Source organism: Candidatus Methanoperedens nitratireducens (assembly GCF_000685155.1).
GTDB classification, from domain to species: domain Archaea; phylum Halobacteriota; class Methanosarcinia; order Methanosarcinales; family Methanoperedenaceae; genus Methanoperedens; species Methanoperedens nitratireducens.
In genome coordinates this window covers 121,984-141,994 of the sequence record NZ_JMIY01000001.1, presented here as the reverse complement: position 1 = coordinate 141,994, position 20,011 = coordinate 121,984, and the positions used below count along the sequence as shown (strand labels likewise).

Sequence of the window (20,011 nt, the reverse complement as noted above, 5' to 3'; positions counted from 1 at the left end):
ACCCTCTTCCAGCATGTCCCCGGCAGTGATTTATACGGCGTGAAAACCGGGAGAGAGCTTTCTAAAAACAGCCTTTTTATGAAGGTATTTAAGAATAATAGTCAGTGATTTTATCACACGTAATCCTATAGAAGCAAGATACAGCAATGTTTATGTTTATATACATCATAGTAGTAAACATAACTTATGCCTACAAATAAATCAGTATACAGCATCAGAATTCCGGCAGAATTGCGCAAGATGATGGAGGAGCTTGGGGAGATAAACTGGCAGGAGGAGATAAGGCATATGCTGGAAGAACTTGTAAAAAATAAGAGCAAAGAGAGACTGCTTGCTAAGGCAAAAGAGCTGAGAAAGGAAATGAAAGTTGGAGAGAGTGCAGCCCTGCTAATAAGAGAAGATAGAAATGCCAGAGCGAAAGCGTGATGAAGTGATCCTGGATTCTGGTGTTGTTGCGGCTATATTTTTCAAAGAGGAGTCTTCTGAGATAGCCGAAAAGGCGGCAGAGAATTACAGCTTGATAACGCTTGATCTTGCGTATGTTGAGGTAGCAAATGTTGCATGGAAGAGAGTTGTATTTTTCAACGAACCCGGGGAACTCATGCTAAAAGCGCTAAAGAACAGTAGAGATTTCATTAGCGGCGCATGCAAAGTTATCGCTTCAAGAGAACTGCTTGATCGTGCTTTTAAAATCGCAGTTTCAGATAAGATTACTATTTACGATTCTCTTTTCATAGCCGCTTCAGAGAGAGAAAAAGTTCCTCTTTTAACAACAGATGGAAAATTGCACGAAAAACTGAAAAATACGAGGAATATAAGGCTGATTTAGAACCTGTCTGAATGCAATTACCAGCATAATGCTTTGGCTTGGGATGAAGGACTGAGAGCAATGCGCATGCCGTACGTATAGAAAAATTTTTCAGAGGCCGTCCAATAATTGATGGAATTTTATTGTTTTTGCTGTTCGAAAATTATAATGGATATCAAGCAGCCTAAACCGCCAATAAAAAAGAGAACTGCCCCGATTATATAGTATGAATTTATAGATGCTTGAAGAATAGCTGAAAATGTATCTGGAGACGTGACACCAGGTCCTAGCAATGCTCCTACTGTTTCTATTCCCAATTTGGGACTAAATATAATTATTACCAGTCCTGCAATGAATGTTATTAAAGATACTTTAGGTAAAATTTGAAGTTTTAGTTTATTCATAATTATATACTCTTATTCTAGTATTCATCAATTTTTTACATAATCTCAATTATTTACATTAACGTACCAGCACCCCTTCACGTAAGACAGCGTTTGCCATTAATCCAAATGACAATGCTGCTGCCAGCAAATATATTCCTGCACTTAAAAAATCCCCGTTAAAAAAAGGGAAAAGCGCCATTATAAGACTGGCAAATCCTGTAATACCACCGCCGTACAAAGCAATGAGCTGGATTGTCAAAATCGTAATTCTCGGGTCATTACTCATTTTATTTCATCTCCTTTTCCATATCACGTTGAAGTGTTTTTAACTGCCCGTCTTCCATCCAATCGAACTGGATCGTTACGTTCACCTCTGTTTTTGGTATGGTCTTCTCTCTTAAATATTCTGAATCAAATTCTACTATCAACCCTTTGTTCGGAAGCAGGTCCACTCCCTCTTTCACTACTTTCCTGACAACTTTATTATGCGCTGCATCTGTAAATATTACTGTGGCAGTTAAATTTTTAGCAGTCATATCCTCCTCATTCCAGAATGTTCCGCCTACCTTTATGCTCTCCATTTCCGTATCATTTTCTGCTTCTCCAATACCAACACTGCTAACAATAAGTACCACTGGAGTTCTTTGCAGAGGAGCAAACAATGCCAGTATGATTATCACAAAAACTGCCAGAACTGCCAGTGCAGTGATAATCAGTTTCTTTCTTGCTACCTTTTTCATATCTCGATCTCATAGGCATCTATGTTTTCAGTTGTGGCCACTATCATTCTTTCTCCGTCCGTTTCTCAAGTAATGCACAGCTACAACCGAGCCGATCACTAAAAACCCACCCATGAGACCGAATGTTTTTAAGGGGAAACTCTCTGTTTCCTCGTTTGTAACCAGGGGGACTGTCCGTCTGAATATCATCACATTACCATTCTTATCAATCCCTCTCAATTCCACATCCAGCAGGTACTTCTTGGCAACAGCATTCCTATCAACGGTAAATCGAATTGCAGCATCACCATTCTCACCGGGTTCCAGTTTTCCAATGAAATCTGATTTTTCACTGAATTCAAAAGGCTGGGCAGCATCCTTGAATACCCGTAAAGAAACAGATTCAGCCTTCTCATTACCTGAATTCTTAACTTTGACCATGATAACAGCTTTGCTCCCGGGTACCAGGTTCTCCGGGGTAAAGGTCACTGAGTCTACTATAAGATAAGGAGCAGGCTTTACAGGTATCTTAAGATCAAGGGTTTTTGTCCTGTATGTGCTGCTCTCATCGTTTTCATCTTTATAGGTAATTTCAAGTGCTGCGTTATATTCTCCTTCCCTTAAATTTTCATCGATGTCTACATAGAAATTTGCCTGTTTACTTTTGCCTCTTTCAATCATGCCAAGGCTGTCCTCATCCGAGTAGCTGTATGACGGTTTGAATCCTGATGGCAGCAGAAGTTTAACTTTAGTATTCTCTGCATTGCCTTTTCCTATATTATCGATATTCACGGTTAGTTTCGCATCATCTGTATCTGAAACCAGTTTCTCAGGCGATGTCATAAGAGCACCGATTACGAAATCTGCCCGTTTTGAGTCGATATGAACAGGAAACTCTTTTTTCATCCAGCCGTCCCCTGTTGTCCATCCAAGGGTCACGTTATAGGTCCCTTTCAGGGCATTATCAGCTACCCTGAGTTTGTAATGCAGGACATAATAGATCCTGTCATCATTTGTCCCTGCAGATGTTCCCAGATACTTATCTTGCGAATCACCTGCTTCAAATAAAAATGGATAGTCAGCATCAAGGCGGAATCTCAGGTTCTCTGTTGCACCTGGTATGGTGTTAATGATCTGCCATCTCAGATCTATGTATTTTCCAGCATCACCTGGATCAGGGTCCTGATGCATGAAATTTACCTGTATCCTGCTTCCCTGCCCTTCCTTGAGCGGAGCGCCGAAAACCGGGCTGGCAATTGCTGATAGAAATACTACCAGCAGCCCCAGCATAACGATCTGTTTTATTCTGCTTCTCATTTATATACCTCCTGTATTAGTTTTTAGATTTTTTATTTTAATTGTATCAAATATGAGAATAAGCGCAGGAACGACTGTAATCGCTGCAGCCATACTCGCGACCACTCCATAGCTCATCATGGTCCCCATGTCTGCTAAGAAGGTCAATTTGCCAAGGGACATTGCCTGAAAACCTATAAGTGCAGCAATGGCAGTGGTGGACATGGGCATTATTACGCTGTTTAAAGTCACGCTCATGGCGTCAGCAGGATTCTTATTTTGCAGTTCCATCCTGTATCTTGTGACCACCTGTATACCGAAGTCTATCCCTATGCCCATTATCATTGATAGGACGCCTGAGGTCTGGGGACTCAGTCCCATACCTATGAGCCCCACATAGCCCATTGCCCAGAGGCTCCCGAATATTATAGTGGTCAAAGGCGTGAATCCGTATTTGACAGAGCGGAAGATGAACAGTATAACCGCCAGAATCCCGACCAGTGAGTACAGGGATGTTTTTGCCATATCAGGCTGTATGGTTCTATCCGTGACCTGCATTTCCATAACAGTACCTCCGAGACTGGCCTTAATACCGGGAGGCTCTGGCACCTGCATGAGTATTTTTTCAAGCTCTGTTTCTATGTTTTTAAGATCAACATCATCCGTTGTACGGATCCTTACAAGAGCAGTGGTGTAATCCCTGCTGATAGAGCTGTCCAGCAATCCATTCTTATTCGACAGAACCTGAACCTCACTGAGAGATTGAGGTAATCTTCCATTGTTTATGTTTTTAAGAATCTGTGCAGGACCTGTGATCGCCACAACATCATCGGTATGCAGCGCAAGCTCTGAGAGCTGGTTCATATACCTTATAGCTCTTGGATCGCGAATATCGCGTACCTCATCAGAGCCATTGTATGCAGGATCTATCTCTACTACAAAAAACACGTCGTTAGTACTGCCAAACTCATCTTCTATTATGTTCAGGGTGCGTATTGCCTCTACATCCTGGGGCAGCATGTCCTTGACATCAGACTTCTTTGTCTCAATAGAGCCTGCCATCTGGATAGCAAAAGCAGATACCACGATAACAAGTATCAGTACAATGAATGGGTGGCGGGTAACAAAGGTAGAATATTTCCCGATGATTTTCTCAATCATGCTATCCACCTCCCGGAACGTGTGCTTCATCTCTTGCTGTGAGTTTCAGCAGCATCCTGCTGAAGTTCCAGTGCTCGTAATCCTCCACCAGCAGTATCATCACAGGGTTGGCCAAAAGGGCAGCAAGAAGACAGTAAGCTATGCCAAGAGCAAGAGTCTGGCCAAGATGCTGTATCATGGGCATGGTAGCGAATGAGAGGACACCAAAGCCCACAATCGTTGTAACCCCTGATCCTATTATAGCCGTACCTATCCCGTGTACTGTTGTCTTCAGGGAATCCAGCTGGCTGAACTTTTTTGCCCTTTCTTCCTGGTATCTGCTCACCACGAATACGCCGTATTCGACTCCAAGTCCGAGGATCATTGAACTCAGTGCTACTGTGGCAATCGAGAGCGGTATTCCAAGCCAGCCCAGTGTTCCCATCGTCCATATAAGTCCAAGAGATAAGGGAATAAATATCAGTAAGGCACGGATAAATGAGCGTTGCACCGCAATAAGCAGGAGCAATATAAGAACTGCAGCAACCATGAGTGTAAAAACTGCGTCCCTTTTAAGTAAATCAAAGATAGTCATCCTGAGGATCGGCTGGCCTGTTATGCTGAATTTCACACCTGGCGGCTTTGGAGTGTAATCTATCTGCTCCTGTATAAGTTTACTAAAGCTCTGTATCTTCTCCTCTCCCGAGCCTATGTCTGCTGCAACATACATGATCGTTGTACTGTAATCGCGGCTGAAAAAAGTGGAAGCCTGGGGATTGTTTCGCAATGTTTCTGTTATCTTCTCTGGAGGTACAACCTGCTCACCCCTGAAAAAACTTGCAGGCGAGGCTATACTGGTTATACCCTCCTCTCCCTGTAATGCTTCATCGAGAAAAATTAGAGATTGTATTACCCTGGGGTCGCGTATATCCCTTACCGCGCTTTTTGAATTTACAGATTCATCAAGCTGCACTGCTATTACGACTGTATCTGCGCCGCCAAATTTTTCGGAAATGCGGTCGTTGAGTTTATAGATGGGCAATTCCAGGGGCATCTCTTTCCTTATATCCGAGTTTATGGAGAGATCCTTAAGCCCGATACCAAGTACGATTGTAGTGAGAATTATGAATATAGCAAACAACTTAGTATGCTCTCTCTGCATTGTGGCAAGTTTTTTCAGATTTGTTTCAAGGAAATTCGCCATACCTATAGCCCCCGGAACCACCGAAATAATTTCAGTGGCAATATACCGAATATAGCATATGCTAACTGTTTACTCATATGTTCCTCCTATTATTCTAATCCGTTTTCAGATCTGTTTTATACTCAAGTATTCCTTCACCTAGAATTGTCAAAATTATGTTCTTGATCTTCTGCCAGTTAATGTCCTGATTTGTCGTTGCTCTGTGGAGTAGTAGACCGTCTATTGTAGCCAAAAGGAATGATGACACTGCATCTGCATCGACATCTTTCCTGAATTCTCCTTTCTGTATGCCTTCCCTGATGATCTCAGCTATGAACCCGTGAGCCTTTTCATAGCGATTATCCAGCCTTTTCTGCAGAGATGTTATCCTGGGAGCTTCAACCCAGCACTCAAGGCTCATTTTACATATCTCTATGGATTGTTCAATATAATTGAAATGAAACTCTCCAGCTTTCTCAAGCTTCTTTAATGCAGAATCATCCGGTGAAAAGCTTGACTGCATCGTGTCCATAATAGATGCCACACGTATTTCAGATAATGCAAGGAATAGATCCTGCTTACTTTCGAAGTAGCCGTATATTGCACCTTTGCTGAGCCCGCTTTCCTTAACGATATCATCCATTGAGGTCTCATGGTAGCCCTTGTGGGAGAACAGATTCTCAGCCGATCGCAGTATCTTATCACGAACAGATTGCTTGTATTTTTCTGTAACTTTAGGGGACATAACTTGTTCACCTTACCATCATATCTCAACCTCTTTAAATCCGTACAATAAACCGACCAGTCAGTTTATATTGAGATTAGCTTACGTATTTATAAATCTTACGATTGGCTTGAATGGTCTCATGCAGCCCGTAAAATATATATGAAATAGCATCATACGTTTATCTGTTCTATAGGGATAAGTCGAGTGGGGAGATGGTATGAATAGATCAAGCATTGTTTTGACAGTATTTATTATATGGGGGGTTATGGCAGTAGCAGGCCAGGCATTGTCTTCTCTTTCTGCCGAACAGCAGCAAATCGCAGATGATACGGCCCTGGATAAACTGGGACTGGCTGATAATCGTACAATCAGGCCTCCTGGCCAGGCTGATGACCGTATAAACAGGCCCCTTGGCCAGATTGGAGATGTTATTCCAGGCAATACTGTATAGTACATCGCTTCTTCCTGGAAAAAAACGAAATAGTTATAACAGACAAACCCAATAGACCAGATAATGGCAAAAAAGAAGCGGAAGCTCCCTGAGAAGAAATCGAACCTGGGTCTGGTATATGCGGGATTGGCAATACTTTTAATTGCAGTGCTGCTTGTATATTTCTTTTCTGCGCCAGGGGAGCCCCAGGAGAAACTTCCGACTGCAGGGGAGTATGCTAAACTCAATATGCCGACTACATATGAGCCTGGCAAGGTAAAGATCATGGAGTTCCTGAAATTCGACTGTCCTCACTGTTATGATCTTGATAGGGATATGCCCCAACTTCTGGATAAATACGGCGATAAAATACAGGTTACATATGTTCCAGTCGTATGGCCAGGGCAGTCCACAAAGAGCATAGAGGCCTATATCATCGCAGAGCAGATGGGGAAGGGTGAGGAAATGCGTGATGCCCTGTTCAGGGCCGTGAATGAAGATAAAAAGGATATGTCCAGTATAACAGTACTTGAGGATACAGCAGCAAGTATAGGGCTTGGTGCAGATTTCAATACAAAGCTTGAGAACAATGACGCCAGGGAAGCTGCCATGTCAAACCTCAAGCTTATGAATAAATACGGTATACAGGGTACTCCTACTGTTATTATTAATGGAAATCTTGATGTAGAACCCTCCATAGCAAACCTGGATGCGGTTATCGGTTCACTCCTGAGTTAAATTATCCCAGCATACATCAGCACAGCAATAACAATCAGCGCCGCCCCTGTAACCAGGCGTATTGCAGACCTTCTCTCTTTCCTGAAGCTCTCAACTTTTTCAGGGCTCAGACCAAACGCGATCGCTGCGCCCAGTACGAGCACGGGGAGCACCACGCCAAAATTATAGGCTGCAAGGTACAGTATCCCTGCGCCCTCGCCGCTCCTCACCATATCAAGGATCACAAGATATACTGCGCCCACGCACGGGGCTTTTATGAGTGAGAAGAGTGCTCCGATGAAGAATGATGCTGGAAGGCTCACCCTCTCCGTCACGCTCTCTGTCAGGCGGATAAAGGCTTTCGGGGTATGGAAGGATGATTCCGCATTCCTGCGCAGATGATAGGCGTCGTACACATGCCAGAGCCCGAGAAGACCTATCAGAACTACAAGGAAATCCCTGATAGTGGTCTGCAATGCTGCCGATTGCTCAAATACCCTGAGAAGGCCTATTCCCACGATTAAATATGTCACGAAAATACCGAGGCTGAACATAAGGACGATCAGGAGGACGTTACGTTTTTTACCTGTGGTCGCAAGCGTGATGGATGCTATAAAGGCAAGTATGGCAAGAAGGCACGGGTTAAATCCTGCAAGGAGGCCAACAACAAGAACAGAGGGCACAGAGAGAACGACCGGTCTTGCTGCTGTACTGGAGGCGGTTGATGCAGCCTGGCTATCAATCGCCTCTTTTAAAATAGCCTCAAGCTTTGCTGTATCTTTCTCGTAGATAATCCTATCTCTGTCTTTGTTGATGACAAAAGAAGGCACACCCGGAATCTGATATTTTTTAGCCAGTTCAAGTCCTTCATCAGTATGGATATCATATTTTGTAAAGCTTATCCTGTCCCCGTAAGAATTCACCACCCTGTCAATGATCGGAGATGCTCTCTCGCATATCTTACATGCCGGGTCATAGAAGTATTCTATACTTACTTTCTCGATCTGGGCACTGGAGATCAAAGATATGAGTATTGCAAGAAAGAATACAGCAAGTATTTTCCTCATTTCTCGCTCTTGAGTGTTATTCTCCTGTATGTCTCAAAGGTCTTTCCGTTTGTATTCACCGTAGCATTGATGCTGTACTCACCCGGCGTCAGGGTAGAGCACTCCTCACATGATGGGGTCGTGAACTCAAAATCAAATCCATTGATGCCTTTTCTTATACTGGCCTCCCTTGTTTCGTCTATTAATGCCCTGTCAAATGCGTTCCTTATTCCTGATACCTTCACCTGCGCCTGCGTATTTTCTTGTGAGATAAAGTCTATGTGTACCTTCAGGCTCTCGTTTGAGCTGTAAGTATCCTTCTCTGTCAAGATCGACAGGATCGGATCTATAGAATCGGCATCTATTCTGCCTGTACTATATATACCGCATACAGATGTGAGAGTCCAGTTCTTATAATCGCCTGTAAAGCTCCCGCTTTTTCCTATCAGTATGCCAGAGATGCTGCCGTCCTCAACCACTCCACTAATGCATACCTTCTTACCATCATATGCCCCGGGATTCAGCATCAATTCCGAAGGTGTAATCTCTTTACTTGAGCCAAGGCATCCAGGAGATGCGAAAAAGAAGAACATAAGGATGATAGGTATGTATTTCATGATCATAATTTCACCCTGGTACTTTTCTATTTTTCGAAAAATTTCCTGAGAGACCTTCTGAAATCCTCATCCCTGATACTCAATATATCATCGTTCTCCAGGACACGGTACCCCTCTTTGATACTCAAAGCCACATGCTTTCCAAGGCCGCATTTTGTGATCTCTGATTCAACAAGTCTATTTGCCCTGGTATATTTTCTTTGAATCTCAACCATATATTTCCCATCCCTGATGTATATACTGGAGAAGGTATTCGATTCCCTGTACTTGGATTTGAACGCAAGGGCATGTTCTCCTGACCACACATAGGGGCCTGTGTGTTTTTTGACATCGGGAAGCTGTGCAGATTCAAGCTCAAATAGGATAACTGCTCTCTCATCAGCCCAGATGCTGCTGTTATATACACGGAAATCGTACCTCTCCAGCATCTCATGGACTGATTCCTCCATTTTATGAAGCTGCGGGAAAAGCACATCCTCGACAACATCAGGAGCCCTGAAATCTATTGCTATTAACGAAGTCCCCCTTGCATGCAGGGTATTCCTGAAACTAGCATCATCCAGAGGCTCCGGGACCTGCACGCTAAAGAACGCCTCAGAAGGGTTTTCCAGGAATTCGCAGGCCCTATCGATAAAGATGCACATATTATCAAGGGATAACGCGGCTGCTACATTCCGCGCCGGGTCTGTGGGATCGATCACGATAAGAGGATCCTTATGAGCCACGCTGGCATGTTTTTCCAGATCAATGGTTGTGCCGTATTTCCAGTTGCATGCTGCCCTGAGTACCTCTATGAACGAATCGTAATGGATGATCAGCAGTTCCACAAGATAGCCTGAGAAACCGTGCGTCTTCAACTCGGAGCCGTAAACACCTGCACCTCTCATGAACTGTTTTAGCAGCAGTACCTCATCCTTAAGTCCTTTTATCCTGGATATAACATAATCGTTATGAAACGGTGTCCTGTCCACCGCAGATCTTATAGCAGCCGCGCTCGGTACACTGAAGGCAGGGACAAGATCAACTTCAAAACCATCGAAGATTGCATTGATATACGGGTGCTCTGCATATCTCTCCTCATAGCTTTGCGCTCCTTTCGCTATTTTCCGCGCAACATACAGCCCTTTCTCCTCAAGATATTCCCGCGATACGTCGGGCGGGAACATGATAAAGATATCAAGGTCATGCTCTCCTGATAGCCATGTCCCGCGTGCTGATGATCCCACCAGTTTGCCGCTTACAGGCAGCCCTTCTTCTTTACCGATGGCATTAATCCTGTTAATTATGCTGTGCGCAAGAGCCGCAAGCCTGGTTTTTTCTGCATCACATGGTTTGATCCGCGAAAGGACTGAGGCGCAGATGCTGTTAATGTTGTTCATGGTTCTACCATTATAGAATCGTGGTCAAGGGGTAAAAGAAAACTCCTGGCTTCGGTTAATGTATCAAAACAATATAAAACTGTCGAAACGTCAGGCTGTTGGACAGAATTAAGAGGGTCTTTTGCTCTTACGTAATAACAACCAAAGATGTTATGGAATGAGTAGGTTCTATTTGTGTCCCCACAGCCATCATAATCATAATGCTTATATAGTATAAGATTACTATATTAATTTACAAAGAGTTGATATCATGGTAAGAAAAACGGGAAATTAACCATTGGTATCCAGCTTAGACACTGGTTTCCTGGCGCACGGGATCTCACGGTGCTGAAAACGGTATGATATACTATTAAAGAGGTAACAGTGAAAAAGAGTGATAGCGTATGGAATCGAAAAATTATATGAATAATATTTATATAATAGCCGTTATTGTATCAATGATATTTTTCTTGCTCGCAGGTTATGCATATCCGGCGACCGCAGAGGATATTGCAAAAAATAAAGCTTACCCGTTTAACAGCGGAGGGAAATATGACAGGGGTCTGTTCACTCAGTTTTTTACGTCTTTAGCATTCACAGCTGCGATATTATTACTTGGATTTTATGTGAATTCGACTTTTGTAGCATACGGAGCAAAAAACTGGAATACTTTCGCTCTGGGCATTTATCTTATGTTCTTATATGGACTTGGGAAAATAGGGGAATTGACCTACAATTATGAGATATTTGATACGTTCAAGGATGTGACATTGCCGGTCGCATTGATTGTACTGGCGTATGCTTCATACAAAATAAGTGTCGATTTCAAAGGAGGAAAGTAAAATGTCCATAAGCGAATATTATCCGGTATTGTCCACGATCAACTTCATAGCCGCACTGTTCGGTGTATATTATGGAAGGAAATTATATGCTTCGACCAAAGGTGCAACAGATTTCTGGTTGTTCCTTTCTGCTTTCATTGCAAGTCTTGGAGCATATACACTGTTTGCTTTTGTTAGAAAAGCACTTCTAATGTCGTATGATGCTCCCATGAGGTCGGCGCAGGACCTTGCAGTTGCATTTGCCGCTGTATTTGCATTGATGGCAGCGGTATATGCGAAGAAGATGTTTGACAGATTGTTAGGGTAGTAATGTCAGGTGTTATATGTCTGCTAATTCCCTGGAGATGATTAAAGATCATCTTGGAAAAAGTATTGGCGAAATAGGTATCAATATTTACTTGAAATCAATCTCCAAGCTGAAGATCCCTGAAGCTCCATCAAAAAATGATATTGAAAAATTGACATTAGAGCTTGAGAAGGCAGTTATAACACTTTATGGAGATGTAAAATCTAAAGAGATTTTCGACAGCCTGAGAAAGAAATTGGTAGAGGATGATAAATCTAAAGCGACTGAGGTTGCTACAGGCAGCGATGTTGATAGAGAAATAAGAGATTTTTTAATGAAAAACACTCTTCCTTCTGAAAAAGACATTACTGATTACACAAAATATCTGATAATAAAATACGGCGGTAATGCTAAAGACGTCGAAAAAGATCTCATTGAAAAAGTTAAGGTACATGTCAGGACCGGAATTACTAAGAAAAAGATTAACGAAGAAATAAGCAACTTCCTAGCACGATATCATGAACCGTCTGAGAAGGATATGAATGATTTTATTAATTTCATCCGCCTATCAGATATCGACTATCCTGAAAATGAACTGAAAGAACAGGTCGAAAGAGCAAGGCTTTTCAGGAAATTCCACGGGGATCAGGAGGAAGTACTCTCTGAACTCGATAAATTCTACGACTTTGTTAAAGTGAATAAAGATAAAGAAACTGTCGGCAGAGAGATTAAGAAACAGGGGCTGAACTACCTTATTATGAATAATTCAGGCGTTTCTGATAAATCCTTATCCGAATTTATAGAGTTTGTAACTCCCATCGAGGAAGATATTAAAGAAGCACTTGAAGGCCTCGGTCTTGATCACATGGTCAAAAAGAAATAGGACAGTGGTGAAGGAGCCCTGCCAATCCTCTGGCTTTTGCGTGAAATTTCACTATTTTCGATATAGTCCAGCAGCTCTTTTTTAATCCCGGCTCTCCTGGCAATATCTTCTTTACTCTTATACGGTCTCCCGATCACTATCTTTCCGGCCTGTTTTTTCCCCACGCCCGGTATCTGCTCTATTATCTTCAGCGGCGCCCTGTTGATATCAATGGGCACAGGAATCCCTGTTATCGATCTGCGGCCGTAATCTGTCACCATTATATCATAGAACCTGTTCAATTCAAGCTTCTCCGGAATTCCAACCAGCAGGGGATATGTTGCGAACTGGCGTCCGAATGTTACCCTGTCGAACACCTCTGTTCTAACATCCCGAAGGACAGTCCCGGTCGGAACAATGTGGCGCAGCATCGGCAGATCGATCTCGTTCCTGATTCTTTCCTTGTAGCGCAGGAACAGGTCCTTGTGCTTTATTACAAGCTCCTCATAACCGTGCATCGGCGTACCTGCAAAGGTCATCACCTGCCTGATATTCACGCGGCGAAGCATGAGACCGCTGTCAAGCACTTTTTTCAGGAACTGGAAGTTGAGTTCAAAGGTCTTTTTAGTCTCACCTCTCAACCCGTGCACGAAGTTTATTCCTGGCAAAAGTTCAGGAAGACCGCTTGCTCCTCGTGCTGCGCCCGCTTCATTTAAGAGTTTTATGGCATCGAAGACCTCATCAGGCATAGCTTTCAGGTTGTTTGCCCTTATCACCTCAGGGTCAGCGCTTTCCATGCCAAGAGCAGCCACATCCCCGGAGGTATGGTATTTTACAATGGTCTTTACAATCTGGCGTGACTCTTCAGGGAACCTTGCAAGTGTAACGGGGTTTGCGTTATCCATATGGAGCACTTTAAGCTCCGGGGCTGCGCTTCGAATGCCCCTGTAGAGTTCCTCGATAGCATCAGGATCAGGCCGCCCACCTTTTGCCCTGTACATGAACAGATCAGGCTGCCTTCCTACCCTGAAATACCGCGTCCCATGTGAGTAGAGGGCTGATGCCTCATCTATAACATCCTTTATCTCGCGGTAATCAGGCAGCCCATAGAACGGCTCGGTGCAGAAAGAGCAGTGGATATGGCGCGGGCAGCCGCGATATGTCTCAAGCTCGCACATCACGTAAGGATAGTCAGGATGCTGCCTGATTATGAAAGCACCTCTCACTCCCCATCTTCCTATCTCTGATGTTGTCCTCATCCTGTGCCTTACACTGTCAGGGTCTGTATCGCCCGGCATATCATAAACAAAAGCCTCGATGTCCTTTTTTGCAAGTGTGATACCTGATACTGCCAGTTCTTCTGCGGAAGTTCCGCCCTCTTCGCCGAAACCCAGCCTGATAGGCCCGCCTATGATCTTTATCCCCTCAAGATGCGACAGTTCCCTGATCTCACTCTGGCTAATCGGTGCAGCTCTCAGGTATTTTCCAGGGACTGTCATACCTGCAATAATTACGATAAGATCAGCCCTGAGCCTCTCTTTGCTCTGGCGTATCTGGTCTATAGTGCGGTAGGTAATATCCTCCTGCTTTATCCCTCTCTCAACCAGGGCCCCGGCTATGTACCTCGGATAAGGTGCAATATAGGGCGGCACTCCAAAGCATGCCGGCTCATCCACGTATCCATCAATAATTAAAACACGCATAAATCATCTATATCATGCTTTGATTTTAGATAAGCCTTATTTTGTCCCTCTCTGGAACCCAGTGCTCACCCTCGCTGTCATGGACGCAGATATTTCTCATGCTGTCCGGGTTGAGGCAATTGAGGCCATTGAAGCCGTTGAAGCCGTTGAACCTCTCAAGAAGCAGGATCGATTCCTTAATCTCGGTGATGTATCGTTCTTTAAGCAGCGTCGCAATCCTCTGGCTCTCCTCACTACTGATAACGCCTCCAAGCCCCATGCATTCAGAGACCATCAGGCGCCCCTCCAGTAAATAGAATGGATAGGTTTTACAGATATACGGCCTGCATTCGTATATCTTGCACAGACCGCTCTTCAGGAAGATGCAATCCCCATCTTTCCTGAGTACCCATTCAAAAGTATGGATATTTCCTTCTGAATCCGTGTCTAGAGATGGTGTCGGAGTGACTATATCCTCTGGCTCAAGTCCTGTCCTCTCGCATATGCGCCTTATCTCAAAGGGAAATATGGATACTGTATTATCGCCATGCTCCGCTCTACAGCACTGCGCACACTTTCTACATCTAAAGCCTATAGCTCTTATACTATCTGCAAGCTGTCTTTCGTCTATCCTGATGGCCTCATCGAGCTCTCCTCTCAGGTTCCTGATTTTCGTTTCTTTCATCATTTTGTTGGGCAATCATCCCATTTTTTTTGCAGCAAGCTCAATCGCCGTGATAAGGCTTTCCTTGGGGGGCATGATCGTAGCAATGGGGATGCGCAGTACCTTCTCAATCGTGGTACTTACTATGGGGGCGCACACCGCTGCTTTTGCCCCATCCCTTTCAGCTTTTATTGCAGCTAAGATAGCATCTTCCATCGATGTTGCCGAGTACTCCCTGATCGTGAGAAGCCTGCCCTGGATTTTTATTTTTTTCTCAGTTATACTCTCAAGAACCGGACGTGCTGCTATGACCGCGATAAAATCAGTTTTTTCAGTTCCCTCCATTCTCCTGAGTACTGAAACGATCTGCCTCAGGGTCTTGATATTGGGTTCACGATGGCCTGATAATAATTTGTAGATCGTGCTTTGCGGTATGCCTGATTTTTCGCTAAATTCAGATGCGGTCATCTGCAGCTCTTCTTTAATTATCCTTGAGAACGCCTTGATAAAGGCTTCATCCGACTCTATTGCTGCCCTTATTAACTCATCTGCTGTCATTAAATCTCTTATCACGATTGTACATATATTAATAATTATTGATACATTTGGGTTATTGAATTTATCCAGGCCGTTGCAAAAAACTACTGGAAAACTAGCGATTGGTCTTGCGCATAGCGAAATCTATTTAAACGATGATAATATCATGATTATTATCCAGGGTTAGTACGACTAAAATCTTCTAACTCTACTGACTGATACCCGATAAGGGATAAAAAGACCTGGAGAGATAGAACAAGAACAAAATGAAAGATTCACAGTACGTAATTCTTAAAAAAGAGAATTTTAACGGATTTATCACAGGACTTTCAAAGCTGCACAAACTGGTAGCACCTGTATCTAAAGGGTACAATAATTATTCATTTGAAGAAGTAAGCTCTGGCAAGGAAATTGCGATTAAATATATACCCACTATCCTGCCGCCAAAAAAATTCTTTATGCCTCAGCAAGAGACACTGCTTGAGTATGACATAAGCAAAGATCTGCATACTGAAGCGGTTGTAGAGCCTGAGGAAATGGTGCTCTTCGGGGTTCATACCTGTGATATTGCTGGCATCCAGTGTTTGAACATGGTATTCTCAGAACATCCGAAGGATTACAATTATCTCACCCGCAGGCAAAGAATAAAGATCATCGGACTTGAATGCAATGAGTACTGCGATGAACACGCGGTCTGCTGCCTGATGAATACGTATATGCCCGACGGCGGGTATGATCTATTCTTTACAGATCTGGGAGATTATTTCATCGTACATATCAATACCAGGGCAGGAGAGGAGATCATTGAAGCTATCAATCTTTTTGAGAATGCTGAGAAATCCCATCTGGAAGAGCTTGAAAAACTCAGGGAGAAGAAAAGGACTGTATTCAAGAAAGAACTCCCCATCGAATTGGGTTCTATCCCTGAGCTTTTTGACAGGTCGTTTGAGAGTAAGGTATGGAACGACCTTGATGAGAGGTGTTTAGCCTGCGGTAACTGCACCATGGTATGCCCTACCTGTTACTGCTTCGATATAAAAGATGAGATCAACCTTGATCTCAGTACAGGAAAGCGATATCGGGTATGGGACTCATGCCAGCTTGAGCCGTTTGCAAGAATAGCAGGAGGGATAAATTTCCAGAAGACGCGTGCAGGAAGGCAGAGACACCGCTATTACCGCAAGTTCAGGTATCCGGTAAATAAGTTCTCAAGATTTTTCTGCACAGGATGCGGCAGGTGCAGCCGTGCATGTATGGCAGGAATAAGACTCAAGGAGACGCTTGGGGCTCTAATGGAATCGGAATCAAGGGAGGTCAACGCTTAAACTATGGAACGAGTGGTCTTAAAAGAATCTGCATATAATATTAAGAAAGGTAAGATTCTCAGCATAAAACAGATGACAGAGAACGAAAAACTCTTTGAGATAGCACTGGAAGGAGGGGAAAGTCTCGGCCACCAGCCAGGACAGTTTGTCATGGTCTCTTTATTTGGTGTGGGTGAAGCGCCCATATCACTATCTTCCTCTCCAGTAACCGGTGGATCTTTTGAACTATGCATAAGAGCCGCTGGAAAGGTAACAAATGCACTGCATAGATTAGAGGCAGGAGCTGAGGTTGGAATCAGGGGACCGTTCGGAAAGGGCTTCCCTGTCAGGGCACTTGAAGGAAACGACCTGCTAATTATTGCATGCGGACTGGGGCTTGCTCCCCTTCGATCTTTAATTAGATATATCTTTGATAACCGCGGCGATTTCGGGAAGGTTCATATTCTCTTTGGATGCAGAAGTCCTGGAAATATACTCTTCATCGATGAGCTAAAGGACTGGAATAAGCGCACGGATATATCATTTGAGTGCACGGTAGATCAAGTCGATTGTGCCAGACCTGACTGGATAAGATATGTGGGACTTATAACCACACTTATCCCGCGCGTTCAGATTGAGCCAGAGAGAACTTTTGCCGTGGTAGTGGGACCTCCTGTTGTGTACAAATATGTAATAAAGGAGCTTTTGTCCAGGAATATCCCGGAGCGCCAGATTTTCTTATCACTTGAGAGGCATATGAAATGCGGCCTGGGTAAGTGCGGCCACTGCCAGATACAGGGTATATACTGCTGCCAGGACGGACCTGTTTTTAATTATGGTGAGATCAAGCACTTGAAGGAGGCGTTCTAATATGAAAAGACCAAAACCAAAGGTGGCATTCTTCGACTTTGCATCATGCGAGGGCTGCCAGTTGCAGGTTGCAAATACAGGGGAGACCCTCCTTGATGTACTGGATGTAATCGATGTTGTTGAATTCAGGGAGATCATGTCTGAGAAATGGGACAGGGAGCTTGATATTGCCATTATAGAAGGGAGTATTACAGATCATCATGCTGAAGAGCGTTTAAAACAGATCAGGGAGAGATCCAGAATATTGATTGCCTTCGGTTCCTGTGCAGCCATCGGTGGCGTGAACGGGATGAAGAACAACTTTGATCCTGACGAGATCGGGAAGTATGTATATGGTTCAGATTACCACTTCTTCCCGACTGAAAAGACAAGGGCAGTTCACCAGGTCGTAAAGGTTGATTACTCAGTGACCGGCTGTCCTGTATATATCCCTGAGTTCGTGGAGGTACTGAAGGCTGTTCTTCAGGGTATTCCTTACTATGTGCCTGATTATGCTGTTTGTGTTGAGTGTAAATTGAATGAGAATGTCTGCATGTATGAGAAGCGGGTTGGCTGTCTGGGTCCTGTCACAAGGGCCGGATGTAATTCATGGTGTATAAATAACAGGAACATGTGCTACGGCTGCCGTGGCATTGTGAGCAACCCGAATGAAAAAGGGGCGAAGGACGTTCTCTCCAGATATAATATCCCGCTTGATCTTGTTTTAAAAAAGATAGATATGTACAACAAATGCAGGGAAATTAAAAATGAGTAGAGATATTAACATCAATGTAGATTATTTAACAAGGGTTGAGGGTCACGGCAACATAGTCGTAAATGTAAAAGAGGGCAGGCTTGAGACCTGTCGTCTGGACATTGTGGAGGCTCCCCGCTTCTTTGAAGGTCTCCTGAGAGGCCGCTCTATCTTTGAAGCACAGCATATTACAAGCAGGATCTGCGGTATATGCGCCTGTGCACATTCCCTGGCTTCGATCCAGGCTTCTGAGGATGCCCTCTCTATCACGCCTTCTGAACAGACAGTAAAACTCAGGAAGCTTCTCCTCCATTTTGAAACGCTTGACAGCCACTTACTGCATATCTATCTTCTGGCATCACCTGACCTTCTGGGAGTTAAAAGTTTTATTCCATTGATTGATACCCATAACCAGGTTGTGAGGCGTGCCTTGCGGCTTAAGAAGACCTGCAATGATATGTGCAGCATCCTTGCCGGGCGCCATGTACACCCTATAACCGCAACAATAGGCGGATTTACAAAACTGCCGGGAAAAAAGGATCTGGACGCTATACTCAATATGCTGGAAGGCATGCGGCCGGATATTGAGGCTACAGTGGAGTTCGTTTCTACAATGAGATTCCCTGAATTTGAGCGGGATACTGAGTATGTTGCGCTTGTCAGCGATGATAATGAGTATCCGCTCTTGACCGGGGATTTGGGCTCTACCGACGGTGTGAGAAAAGGTAAAAGAGAGTACAGGGATGTTACAAATGAGTTCGTTGTCCCACACTCTTCTGCAAAGCATACAAGACTGAGCCGCGAGTCCTATGCTGTGGGTTCACTTGCACGGCTTAATTTAAGCTATGACAAACTTCATCCAGAAGCCAAAGAAATCGCCTCTGCCCTTGGATTAAAGCCAAAATGTATCAATCCTTATATGAATACTGCTGCACAACTGGTTGAGAGCGTGCACTGCCTTGAGGATGCCATCTCAACAGTAGAGGATCTGAAGAACATGGGTATAGATTATGACGAAGAGATCGTGGTCGGGTTAAATGAACAATCGAGGATACCTGTAAAGGCAGGCAGCGGTGTAGGAGCGGTTGAGGCGCCGCGCGGTACTCTTTACCACAACTACGAGATAGATGAGAGGGGGATCATACAGCATGCCAACTGCATCATTCCTACAAATCAGAATCTTAATAATATTGAGAGAGACATGGAAAAACTGGTTCCCGAAATCCTGGATAAAAGTGATGAAGAGATAACCCTGTACCTGGAAATGCTGGTAAGGGCGTATGATCCGTGCATCTCATGCTCAACACACATTGTTAATGTGAAATTCGTTAACCGGTGATAAAATGAGAAATATGAGCATCATAGGCATCGGAAATATGATTATGGGGGACGACGGTGTTGGAATACATGCCATCGAGAAGCTAAAGGAGATGGAGCTTCCGGCAGGCGTTGAGGTTTTCGATGCCGGGACAGATGCTTTCTATGCCCTAGGGGCTATGGATGGAATGGACAAGACCATCATACTGGATGCCTGCCATGGGAATAACGCACCGGGTACGCTCTACAGATTCACTTACGATCAACTGCAGGGAGAATTGAAACAGTCTCTCAGGCTTAGTATGCACGGCCTGAACCTGATAGATATCATGGCAGGGGCCAAAGAAGTATACAGGCTTCCGGGCGAGATAGTGCTTCTTGGTGTTGAGCCTCAAATACTCGAATGGGGCACAGAGCTGTCAGCGCCAGTGAAAGATGCCCTCCCCGCACTGATAAAGATGGTGTTGAGGGAAGTGTAATTGAAACT

At 44.1% G+C, this 20,011-nt stretch carries 25 protein-coding genes; 12 read left to right on the top strand and 13 right to left on the bottom strand.

Annotated features, from left to right (window positions below; all coding sequences use genetic code 11):
• The first annotated feature begins 186 nt into the window (after positions 1 to 186).
• Positions 187 to 426: a type II toxin-antitoxin system VapB family antitoxin gene (gene vapB, locus ANME2D_RS00710; protein ID WP_048088283.1), complete on the top strand. Its 240-nt coding sequence runs from the start codon at positions 187 to 189 to the stop codon at positions 424 to 426.
• Entirely contained in the window at positions 407 to 829 is a 423-nt protein-coding gene (locus ANME2D_RS00705; protein ID WP_052368490.1) for a type II toxin-antitoxin system VapC family toxin, read from the top strand. The genes vapB and ANME2D_RS00705 overlap by 20 nt, the downstream gene beginning before the upstream one ends.
• A gap of 119 nt (positions 830 to 948) precedes the next feature.
• On the opposite strand, the gene ANME2D_RS00700 is transcribed toward ANME2D_RS00705, so the two are convergent.
• From ANME2D_RS00700 to ANME2D_RS00670, 7 genes are all read right to left on the bottom strand, one after another.
• Positions 949 to 1,212, bottom strand: a complete 264-nt coding sequence (locus ANME2D_RS00700; RefSeq protein WP_048088282.1) for a hypothetical protein — start codon at positions 1,210 to 1,212, stop codon at positions 949 to 951.
• 58 nt (positions 1,213 to 1,270) lie between these two features.
• Complete coding sequence (locus tag ANME2D_RS00695) at positions 1,271 to 1,480, bottom strand: hypothetical protein (RefSeq protein WP_048088281.1); 210 nt, start codon at positions 1,478 to 1,480, stop codon at positions 1,271 to 1,273.
• 1 nt (position 1,481) lies between these two features.
• On the bottom strand, positions 1,482 to 1,934 hold the full coding sequence (locus ANME2D_RS00690) for a hypothetical protein (protein ID WP_048088280.1): 453 nt from the start codon (positions 1,932 to 1,934) through the stop codon (positions 1,482 to 1,484).
• Positions 1,935 to 1,961: 27 nt separating this feature from the next.
• On the bottom strand, positions 1,962 to 3,230 hold the full coding sequence (locus ANME2D_RS00685) for a COG1361 S-layer family protein (protein WP_048088279.1): 1,269 nt from the start codon (positions 3,228 to 3,230) through the stop codon (positions 1,962 to 1,964).
• A complete protein-coding gene (locus ANME2D_RS00680; RefSeq protein ID WP_048088278.1) occupies positions 3,231 to 4,370 on the bottom strand; it encodes an MMPL family transporter in 1,140 nt (379 codons plus the stop codon). It lies immediately after the preceding gene.
• 1 nt (position 4,371) lies between these two features.
• Positions 4,372 to 5,553 carry an MMPL family transporter gene (locus tag ANME2D_RS00675; protein WP_048088277.1) on the bottom strand — a complete coding sequence of 394 codons (1,182 nt, stop codon included), beginning with the start codon at positions 5,551 to 5,553 and terminating at the stop codon, positions 4,372 to 4,374.
• A gap of 94 nt (positions 5,554 to 5,647) precedes the next feature.
• Positions 5,648 to 6,277, bottom strand: a complete 630-nt coding sequence (locus ANME2D_RS00670) for a TetR/AcrR family transcriptional regulator (RefSeq protein WP_048088276.1) — start codon at positions 6,275 to 6,277, stop codon at positions 5,648 to 5,650.
• 199 nt (positions 6,278 to 6,476) lie between these two features.
• On the opposite strand from ANME2D_RS00670, the gene ANME2D_RS00665 reads away from it, so the two are divergent.
• Together ANME2D_RS00665 and ANME2D_RS00660 are read left to right on the top strand one after the other, a co-directional pair.
• Positions 6,477 to 6,710, top strand: a complete 234-nt coding sequence (locus ANME2D_RS00665) for a hypothetical protein (RefSeq protein ID WP_048088275.1) — start codon at positions 6,477 to 6,479, stop codon at positions 6,708 to 6,710.
• A gap of 63 nt (positions 6,711 to 6,773) precedes the next feature.
• Positions 6,774 to 7,427, top strand: coding sequence for a DsbA family protein (locus ANME2D_RS00660; RefSeq protein WP_048088274.1), 654 nt, complete (start codon positions 6,774 to 6,776; stop codon positions 7,425 to 7,427).
• Here ANME2D_RS00660 and ANME2D_RS00655 read toward each other — a convergent pair.
• Genes ANME2D_RS00655 through cca form a run of 3 tightly spaced genes read right to left on the bottom strand, consistent with a single transcriptional unit; the run spans position 7,424 to position 10,448 of the window.
• Positions 7,424 to 8,473 carry an urease accessory protein UreH domain-containing protein gene (locus tag ANME2D_RS00655; protein ID WP_052368489.1) on the bottom strand — a complete coding sequence of 350 codons (1,050 nt, stop codon included), beginning with the start codon at positions 8,471 to 8,473 and terminating at the stop codon, positions 7,424 to 7,426. The two genes, ANME2D_RS00660 and ANME2D_RS00655, sit on opposite strands and share 4 nt — an antisense overlap.
• On the bottom strand, positions 8,470 to 9,069 hold the full coding sequence (locus ANME2D_RS00650) for a hypothetical protein (protein ID WP_157833886.1): 600 nt from the start codon (positions 9,067 to 9,069) through the stop codon (positions 8,470 to 8,472). Before ANME2D_RS00650 ends, ANME2D_RS00655 begins: the two co-directional genes overlap by 4 nt.
• A 26-nt stretch (positions 9,070 to 9,095) precedes the next feature.
• A complete protein-coding gene (cca, locus tag ANME2D_RS00645; RefSeq protein WP_048088271.1) occupies positions 9,096 to 10,448 on the bottom strand; it encodes a CCA tRNA nucleotidyltransferase in 1,353 nt (450 codons plus the stop codon).
• Between the two features lie 401 nt (positions 10,449 to 10,849).
• Between cca and ANME2D_RS00640 the strand changes: the two genes are divergently transcribed.
• Genes ANME2D_RS00640 through ANME2D_RS00630 form a run of 3 tightly spaced genes read left to right on the top strand, consistent with a single transcriptional unit; the run spans position 10,850 to position 12,438 of the window.
• Positions 10,850 to 11,269, top strand: a complete 420-nt coding sequence (locus ANME2D_RS00640) for a hypothetical protein (RefSeq protein ID WP_157833885.1) — start codon at positions 10,850 to 10,852, stop codon at positions 11,267 to 11,269.
• A gap of 1 nt (position 11,270) precedes the next feature.
• Positions 11,271 to 11,576, top strand: coding sequence for a hypothetical protein (locus ANME2D_RS00635; RefSeq protein WP_048088269.1), 306 nt, complete (start codon positions 11,271 to 11,273; stop codon positions 11,574 to 11,576).
• A gap of 16 nt (positions 11,577 to 11,592) precedes the next feature.
• The gene (locus tag ANME2D_RS00630) at positions 11,593 to 12,438 is read left to right on the top strand and encodes a hypothetical protein (protein WP_048088268.1); all 846 of its coding nucleotides are present in this window, start codon (positions 11,593 to 11,595) and stop codon (positions 12,436 to 12,438) included.
• On the opposite strand, the gene ANME2D_RS00625 is transcribed toward ANME2D_RS00630, so the two are convergent.
• From ANME2D_RS00625 to ANME2D_RS00615, 3 genes are read right to left on the bottom strand one after another with little or no spacing between them, the layout of a single operon-like run.
• Positions 12,417 to 14,120, bottom strand: a complete 1,704-nt coding sequence (locus ANME2D_RS00625) for a radical SAM protein (protein ID WP_081810065.1) — start codon at positions 14,118 to 14,120, stop codon at positions 12,417 to 12,419. The two genes, ANME2D_RS00630 and ANME2D_RS00625, sit on opposite strands and share 22 nt — an antisense overlap.
• A gap of 25 nt (positions 14,121 to 14,145) precedes the next feature.
• Positions 14,146 to 14,787, bottom strand: coding sequence for a YkgJ family cysteine cluster protein (locus ANME2D_RS00620; protein WP_048088267.1), 642 nt, complete (start codon positions 14,785 to 14,787; stop codon positions 14,146 to 14,148).
• 12 nt (positions 14,788 to 14,799) lie between these two features.
• On the bottom strand, positions 14,800 to 15,321 hold the full coding sequence (locus ANME2D_RS00615; RefSeq protein WP_048088266.1) for a helix-turn-helix domain-containing protein: 522 nt from the start codon (positions 15,319 to 15,321) through the stop codon (positions 14,800 to 14,802).
• 245 nt (positions 15,322 to 15,566) lie between these two features.
• Between ANME2D_RS00615 and ANME2D_RS00610 the strand changes: the two genes are divergently transcribed.
• The 5 genes from ANME2D_RS00610 to ANME2D_RS00590 are packed head-to-tail and all read left to right on the top strand — an operon-like array spanning position 15,567 to position 20,003.
• On the top strand, positions 15,567 to 16,625 hold the full coding sequence (locus ANME2D_RS00610) for a 4Fe-4S dicluster domain-containing protein (protein ID WP_048088265.1): 1,059 nt from the start codon (positions 15,567 to 15,569) through the stop codon (positions 16,623 to 16,625).
• A 3-nt stretch (positions 16,626 to 16,628) separates the two neighbouring features.
• Positions 16,629 to 17,474 (top strand): FAD/NAD(P)-binding protein, encoded by an 846-nt coding sequence (locus ANME2D_RS00605; protein ID WP_048088264.1) that lies wholly within the window; start codon positions 16,629 to 16,631, stop codon positions 17,472 to 17,474.
• 1 nt (position 17,475) lies between these two features.
• Complete coding sequence (locus ANME2D_RS00600; protein WP_048088263.1) at positions 17,476 to 18,228, top strand: NADH-quinone oxidoreductase subunit B family protein; 753 nt, start codon at positions 17,476 to 17,478, stop codon at positions 18,226 to 18,228.
• A complete protein-coding gene (locus tag ANME2D_RS00595; protein WP_048088262.1) occupies positions 18,221 to 19,546 on the top strand; it encodes a Ni/Fe hydrogenase subunit alpha in 1,326 nt (441 codons plus the stop codon). The genes ANME2D_RS00600 and ANME2D_RS00595 overlap by 8 nt, the downstream gene beginning before the upstream one ends.
• Before the next feature lie 4 nt (positions 19,547 to 19,550).
• Positions 19,551 to 20,003: a hydrogenase maturation protease gene (locus ANME2D_RS00590; protein ID WP_048088261.1), complete on the top strand. Its 453-nt coding sequence runs from the start codon at positions 19,551 to 19,553 to the stop codon at positions 20,001 to 20,003.
• Positions 20,004 to 20,011: the final 8 nt, after the last annotated feature.

What these genes read in the sequence shown, in the direction of transcription:
- ANME2D_RS00670 (WP_048088276.1), bottom strand. Translation starts at nt 6,277, where the DNA reads ATGTCCCCTAAAGTTACAGAAAAATACAAGCAATCTGTTCGTGATAAG.
- ANME2D_RS00635 (WP_048088269.1), top strand. Translation starts at nt 11,271, where the DNA reads ATGTCCATAAGCGAATATTATCCGGTATTGTCCACGATCAACTTCATA.
- ANME2D_RS00640 (WP_157833885.1), top strand. Translation starts at nt 10,850, where the DNA reads ATGAATAATATTTATATAATAGCCGTTATTGTATCAATGATATTTTTC.
- ANME2D_RS00650 (WP_157833886.1), bottom strand. Translation starts at nt 9,069, where the DNA reads ATGAAATACATACCTATCATCCTTATGTTCTTCTTTTTCGCATCTCCT.
- ANME2D_RS00675 (WP_048088277.1), bottom strand. Translation starts at nt 5,553, where the DNA reads ATGGCGAATTTCCTTGAAACAAATCTGAAAAAACTTGCCACAATGCAG.
- ANME2D_RS00660 (WP_048088274.1), top strand. Translation starts at nt 6,774, where the DNA reads ATGGCAAAAAAGAAGCGGAAGCTCCCTGAGAAGAAATCGAACCTGGGT.
- ANME2D_RS00615 (WP_048088266.1), bottom strand. Translation starts at nt 15,321, where the DNA reads ATGACAGCAGATGAGTTAATAAGGGCAGCAATAGAGTCGGATGAAGCC.
- vapB (WP_048088283.1), top strand. Translation starts at nt 187, where the DNA reads ATGCCTACAAATAAATCAGTATACAGCATCAGAATTCCGGCAGAATTG.
- ANME2D_RS00630 (WP_048088268.1), top strand. Translation starts at nt 11,593, where the DNA reads ATGTCTGCTAATTCCCTGGAGATGATTAAAGATCATCTTGGAAAAAGT.
- ANME2D_RS00685 (WP_048088279.1), bottom strand. Translation starts at nt 3,230, where the DNA reads ATGAGAAGCAGAATAAAACAGATCGTTATGCTGGGGCTGCTGGTAGTA.
- ANME2D_RS00665 (WP_048088275.1), top strand. Translation starts at nt 6,477, where the DNA reads ATGAATAGATCAAGCATTGTTTTGACAGTATTTATTATATGGGGGGTT.
- ANME2D_RS00695 (WP_048088281.1), bottom strand. Translation starts at nt 1,480, where the DNA reads ATGAGTAATGACCCGAGAATTACGATTTTGACAATCCAGCTCATTGCT.
- ANME2D_RS00700 (WP_048088282.1), bottom strand. Translation starts at nt 1,212, where the DNA reads ATGAATAAACTAAAACTTCAAATTTTACCTAAAGTATCTTTAATAACA.
- ANME2D_RS00625 (WP_081810065.1), bottom strand. Translation starts at nt 14,120, where the DNA reads ATGCGTGTTTTAATTATTGATGGATACGTGGATGAGCCGGCATGCTTT.
- ANME2D_RS00600 (WP_048088263.1), top strand. Translation starts at nt 17,476, where the DNA reads ATGAAAAGACCAAAACCAAAGGTGGCATTCTTCGACTTTGCATCATGC.
- ANME2D_RS00610 (WP_048088265.1), top strand. Translation starts at nt 15,567, where the DNA reads ATGAAAGATTCACAGTACGTAATTCTTAAAAAAGAGAATTTTAACGGA.
- ANME2D_RS00620 (WP_048088267.1), bottom strand. Translation starts at nt 14,787, where the DNA reads ATGATGAAAGAAACGAAAATCAGGAACCTGAGAGGAGAGCTCGATGAG.
- ANME2D_RS00605 (WP_048088264.1), top strand. Translation starts at nt 16,629, where the DNA reads ATGGAACGAGTGGTCTTAAAAGAATCTGCATATAATATTAAGAAAGGT.
- cca (WP_048088271.1), bottom strand. Translation starts at nt 10,448, where the DNA reads ATGAACAACATTAACAGCATCTGCGCCTCAGTCCTTTCGCGGATCAAA.
- ANME2D_RS00690 (WP_048088280.1), bottom strand. Translation starts at nt 1,934, where the DNA reads ATGAAAAAGGTAGCAAGAAAGAAACTGATTATCACTGCACTGGCAGTT.
- ANME2D_RS00590 (WP_048088261.1), top strand. Translation starts at nt 19,551, where the DNA reads ATGAGAAATATGAGCATCATAGGCATCGGAAATATGATTATGGGGGAC.
- ANME2D_RS00705 (WP_052368490.1), top strand. Translation starts at nt 407, where the DNA reads ATGCCAGAGCGAAAGCGTGATGAAGTGATCCTGGATTCTGGTGTTGTT.
- ANME2D_RS00595 (WP_048088262.1), top strand. Translation starts at nt 18,221, where the DNA reads ATGAGTAGAGATATTAACATCAATGTAGATTATTTAACAAGGGTTGAG.
- ANME2D_RS00680 (WP_048088278.1), bottom strand. Translation starts at nt 4,370, where the DNA reads ATGATTGAGAAAATCATCGGGAAATATTCTACCTTTGTTACCCGCCAC.
- ANME2D_RS00655 (WP_052368489.1), bottom strand. Translation starts at nt 8,473, where the DNA reads ATGAGGAAAATACTTGCTGTATTCTTTCTTGCAATACTCATATCTTTG.